Here is a 4,526-nt window from a genome sequence, read left to right as displayed (position 1 = left end):
GGTTGCTGCATTTTGGAACTCTAAAATTAGGGATCGTAGATGAAGTAGTTGGTCGAGTAATCCGGCCAACATAAGTGTTACCTATGTGACCGGTTTAAAGTGTTACCTATGAGGTCGGTAGTACAGTAATACTTCCATTCCCGCCGAAATTACAAGAGAAGGAAGGAAAAATGGTAAGTCTCGGTAAAAAGATCCCCATTTTCATGGGGATGACGTCGATTTTCATGGGGATGACGTCGGTTTTCGTGGAAACAGGTCAGTTATCGTTGGGATGACAAGTTTAAATAACCTTAACCGAACAGCATTCATCGAAGGAAGAGATCTGGTGAGAGAAGATTCCCGTCTCCACGGGAATGACGAGTATCGGTAGTGTTACGAGTGTGGAATGATGAATACACCATTCTTTGTCCCACATCATCCGCTCACCCTGCAGCCTTTAGTTTCAAGCTTCAAGTTGAGTAAGAGATCAATATTCACCCTCTTCCCCTTCTAACTATTTGAAGTATACTACCCCTTACTAATGCTTTCTTTTCAAGATGATAATCTTCGAATGACTCAACATTTATATAGCATCAAATCCAATCGATTAATTTGGCTCAGCAGAGCCTGTTACCTATTGTGCTTAAGCAGCATGGCATTCGCACCTTCAAGCTACGCAAGTCAAGACGAACTAACTGGCGTAAAAAGTGAAATTTCTCGCCAAAAAAATGCCGTTACCTCTCAACAAAAAGAGTTAAACAAGCTGCAAAAAGCCTTGAAAAAGCAAGAATTATCTATTTCCTCTCTGGGAAGCGACATTAAAGAAACGCAAAACCAGCTAAAAAAATCCAATCAAAACCTTGACCAGTTTAAACAGCAAAAAACCGAACTAGAACAGAAAAAACAAGAACAACAAAACACATTAGAAGAACTGATTAAAACCTACTACATCACCAAGAGAAATAACGATGTAGGCGCAATGTTAAATCAGGGAAAAAGTGATGAGCAAGATAGAATAAGCCAATATTTTCAACACCTCGCCAAAGCGAGATCAAAAACCATTACAGCGCTCGATGCCACCAGAAAAAAGTTAGATGAAAAAAATACGCAGCTAGTGCAAGAACAAAAACAAATTGAAGCGCTACTGGCACAAAAAACCAAGAAAAGAGATGCGCTCGCCTCTTCGCAAAATCAGCGTAAAAAAACCGTTGGTAAGATAAAAGGCAACATTTCAAATGACAAAAATTACCTAGCGGAGTTACAAAGAAACGAAACGCGCTTAAAATCTGAGATCGCGAAAGCCGCAAAACGTAACACCGTTCCAATGGATGGGCTTGCAAGACAGAAAGGCAAGCTACCGTGGCCACTTAAAGGCCGAGTACTACACAGCTATGGCACAAAACAGAGCGGCCAGGTTAACTGGAAAGGCTTAGTAATAGATGCCAAATACGAACAACCCGTAAAAGCAGTCTATTCTGGTACCGTCGTATTTGCAGAGTATTTGCGAGGCTATGGCTTAGTTGTACTGCTGGATCACGGCAAAGGTGATATGACACTTTATGGCTACAATCAAACGCTACTCAAGATAGAGGGCGATAAAATTAAGGCTGGTGAAACCATCGCACTCGCTGGAGATACCGGCGGGCAACCACAAGCCTCTTTATACTTTGAGATCCGCAGAAATAGCAAAACCCAGAACCCGAAAAGCTGGTTGCTTCGTTGATAACGGCAACGACTGACAACAAATAAATGGAATACGAGAGTAGAAGATTTCCGTTTTCACGCAATGCTGTTCTGTCAGTGCTAAATACTTCGTCATTCCCGTAAAAACGGGAATCTTGGAGATATTAGATCCCCATTTTCATGGGGATGACGTCGGTTTTCGTGAAAAAGGTCAATTTTCGTCGGGATGGCAGATTTAAAAAACCTTAACCGAACAGCACTCTGTTTTCACGAGAGTGACGGGAGTCCGTTTAGACTTAACCTCCTTCGCAGGGCCTTCATGAACGACCACCAGCGTCTTAGAAAGAAGTATTTCAAGCCTGACAACAAATTAATATTGACGAGATGAGACCAGAGAAATGAATAAAATTGATAACCTTTCTTGCTTCAAAGCTTACGATATAAGAGGCAAGTTAGGAGAGCAGTTGAATGAAGACATCGCCTATAGAATCGGCCGTGCCTTTGGTCAGCTACTCAAACCCAAGACCGTTGTTGTGGGTGGCGATGTCAGGCTTACATCAGAGGCCTTGAAACTGGCTATTGCTAACGGCCTGCGAGATGCAGGTACGGACGTGATAGACATTGGCATGACAGGCACGGAAGAAATTTATTTTGCGACCAGTTTTTTAAAAGTAGATGGTGGTGTAGAAGTAACAGCAAGTCACAACCCGATTGATTATAACGGCATGAAATTAGTTCGTGAGGAATCAAGACCTATTAGTGGGGATAGTGGACTCAACGACATTCAGGCTCTAGCCGAGAGCGGCGAGTTTATCGATGTCGCTCAGCGTGGTAGCTATAGTCAAACATCGGTTCTATCTGACTATGTAGAACATCTATTAAGCTATATCTCTCGTGAAAATTTCCGCCCAATGAAGCTGGTTGTAAATTCGGGTAATGGTGCCGCAGGTCATGTAGTCGATGCGATAGAAGCGCAATTCAAAAGCCTAAATATTCCGGTTCAGTTTATTAAGGTACACCACGAAGCAGATGGTACCTTTCCAAATGGTATCCCTAACCCAATATTACAGGAAAACCGTGAAGATACAGCCGCAGCAGTGAAAAAACATGGTGCGGATTTAGGTATCGCTTGGGACGGTGATTTCGATCGCTGCTTCTTATTCGACGAAAAAGGCCATTTTGTAGAAGGTTACTACATCGTTGGCATGCTAGCGGAAGCATTTTTGAAGAAAACACCCAATGCTAAAATAATCCACGACCCTCGTGTTTATTGGAATACCGCAGAGATCGCTGAATCAGAAGGCGGGACACTCGTCATGTCTAAATCTGGACACGCATTTATAAAAGAAAGAATGCGAGAAGAAGACGCTGTATATGGTGGCGAAATGAGCGCACACCATTATTTCCGCGACTTTGCCTATTGCGATAGCGGCATGATCCCATGGCTGCTTGTGGCAGAGTTACTCTGTGTTAACAATAAAACACTATCCGAGACATTGAACGAACGTATTCAGTCTTTCCCTGTTTCTGGCGAAATCAATTCTCGTATTACCGATCCAATGACGGCGATACAGAGGGTAAGAGAGGCTTATGAACCAAGCGCTCTTTTGGTTGACGAAACCGATGGATTGAATTTTGAATATAAAGAGTGGCGATTTAACCTGCGCACTTCAAACACAGAACCCGTGGTTCGATTGAACGTTGAATCCAGAGGTGATGTGGCATTGATGGAAAGAAAAACCAAAGCGCTCTTGGCAATGTTAAGAGCAGAGTAAGTTTCTGACGGGCTTTATTCCCGCGCAAACGTAATGCTGTTCGGTTAGTACTAAATACTTCGTCATTCCCTTGAAAACGGGAATCTTGGTGGTTTAGATCTCCACTTTCGTGGAGATGACGTAGATTTCATGGGGATGGCGTTGGTTTCATGGGGATGGCGTTGGTTTCATGGGGATGGCGTTGGTTTCATGAGGATGACGTTGGTTTTTCTTTGGGTCGTATATTTATACCTCAAACCCTCGTTCCAATGCTCCGTGTTGGAATGCATATCTGACTTGAAGCAACCAGTCAACGTAATGCTATTCGGTTAGTGCTAAATACTTCGTCATTCCCGTGAAAACGGGAATCTTGGTGGTTTAGATCTCCACTTTCGTGGAGATGACGTAGATTTCGTGGAGATGACGTAGATTTCGTGGAGATGACGTAGATTTCATGGGGATGGCGTTGGTTTCATGAGGATGGCGTTGGTTTTTCTTTGGGTCGTATATTTATGCCTCAAACCCTCGTTCCAATGCTCCGTATTGGAACGCATATCTGACTTGAAGCAACCAGTCAACGTAATGCTGTTCGGTTAGTGCTAAATACTTCGTCATTCCCGCGAAAACGGGAATCTTGGTGGTTTAGATCTCCACTTTCGTGGAGATGACGTAGATTTCATGGGGATGGCGTTGGTTTCATGAGGATGACGTTGGTTTTTCTTTGGGTCGTATATTTATGCCTCAAACCCTCGTTCCAATGCTCTGCGTTGGAATGCATATCTGACTTGCAGCAACCAGTCAACGTAATGCTGTTCGGTTAATACTAAATACTTCGTCATTCCCGTGAAAACGGGAATCTTGGTGGTTTAGATCTCCACTTTCGTGGAGATGACGTAGATTTCGTGGAGATGACGTAGATTTCATGGGGATGGCGTTGGTTTCATGAGGATGACGTTGGTTTTTCTTTGGGTCGTATATTTATACCTCAAACCCTCGTTCCAATACTCCGTGTTGGAATGCATATCTGACTTGAAGCAACCAGTCAACGTAATGCTGTTCGGTTAGTGCTAAATACTTCGTCATTCCCGTGAAAACGGGAATCTTGGTGGT

Annotated in this window: 2 protein-coding genes; both read left to right on the top strand. The window is 43.3% G+C overall.

Annotation, left to right across the window (positions count from 1 at the left end; all coding sequences use genetic code 11):
• Window positions 1–550 precede the first annotated feature (550 nt).
• Window positions 551–1,702 carry a murein hydrolase activator EnvC family protein gene (locus AACW90_RS22815; RefSeq protein ID WP_390239342.1) on the top strand — a complete coding sequence of 384 codons (1,152 nt, stop codon included), beginning with the start codon at window positions 551–553 and terminating at the stop codon, window positions 1,700–1,702.
• Between the two features lie 367 nt (window positions 1,703–2,069).
• Window positions 2,070–3,437, top strand: a complete 1,368-nt coding sequence (locus tag AACW90_RS22810; protein WP_390239345.1) for a phosphohexomutase domain-containing protein — start codon at window positions 2,070–2,072, stop codon at window positions 3,435–3,437.
• Window positions 3,438–4,526 lie beyond the last annotated feature (1,089 nt).

It is taken from the genome of Vibrio frigidus, assembly GCF_042465995.1.
Lineage (GTDB): Bacteria > Pseudomonadota > Gammaproteobacteria > Enterobacterales > Vibrionaceae > Vibrio.
Note: the sequence above shows the minus strand (reverse complement) of the source record. Positions and strands in the feature narration are given on the sequence as shown.